This window comes from Anaerotignum faecicola (assembly GCA_024460105.1).
In the GTDB taxonomy this organism is placed as follows: Bacteria; Bacillota; Clostridia; order Lachnospirales; family Anaerotignaceae; genus JANFXS01.
This window is the reverse complement of record JANFXS010000069.1, coordinates 1-591: the sequence shown is the minus strand read 5'-3', so window position 1 is coordinate 591 and position 591 is coordinate 1. Positions and strand designations below refer to the sequence as shown.

1 protein-coding gene is annotated in these 591 nt (G+C 49.1%); it reads right to left on the bottom strand.

What is annotated here, in order from left to right; genetic code table 11:
- Positions 1 to 62 precede the first annotated feature (62 nt).
- A partial coding sequence (locus NE664_12775; protein MCQ4727509.1) for a DUF624 domain-containing protein occupies positions 63 to 591 on the bottom strand: 529 nt, incomplete at its 5' end.

The window sequence follows — 591 nt, the reverse complement described above, 5'->3', positions numbered from 1 at the left end:
CTCCGCCTGATTCATAATGATAGCCATAATCTGATCTCCTTGAATTATATTATTGTTGTCCTTTACTGTCCACTCTCCGGCTGAAGAGTGTCTGAAGCGCTTGAGCCTGCTTCAGCCGTCTTAAGGTGCGGCTGAAACAGCCTCAAATAAAACCATGCATTGCCGTAAGCCGTCAGTGAAAACCCGCACATGAGCCAGATCAGAAGATAGACTGGGAAAAGCTTCGCATCCATCATGGTAAAGTACATGGGAAGGCATGTAATGGCCGCCGTGGCGATTAAGTATCCCGGCTTATGAAAAGCAAAATAAAACGCATGGCCGGCCAGCTTTCCCAGGGTATTGGAAAATGCAGCGATGACCGGAAATATATAAAGCAGCAGCACTCCCGCGATCAGCCCGATACCAATCAGGCCGTAGGAAAGGAACATGGAGGAACTGCTGCCCGACAGGAGAAGCCATCTTCCTTCTATGAAAAGAAGGGCTCCCACTGCGGCCAGCACAGCCCAGATGGCTGTCGCCTGAATGAAGTTCTGCTTAAAGCTGTGAAGAAATGATTTCCAGACCGTGACATCCTCATCCTTATGCAGCTTA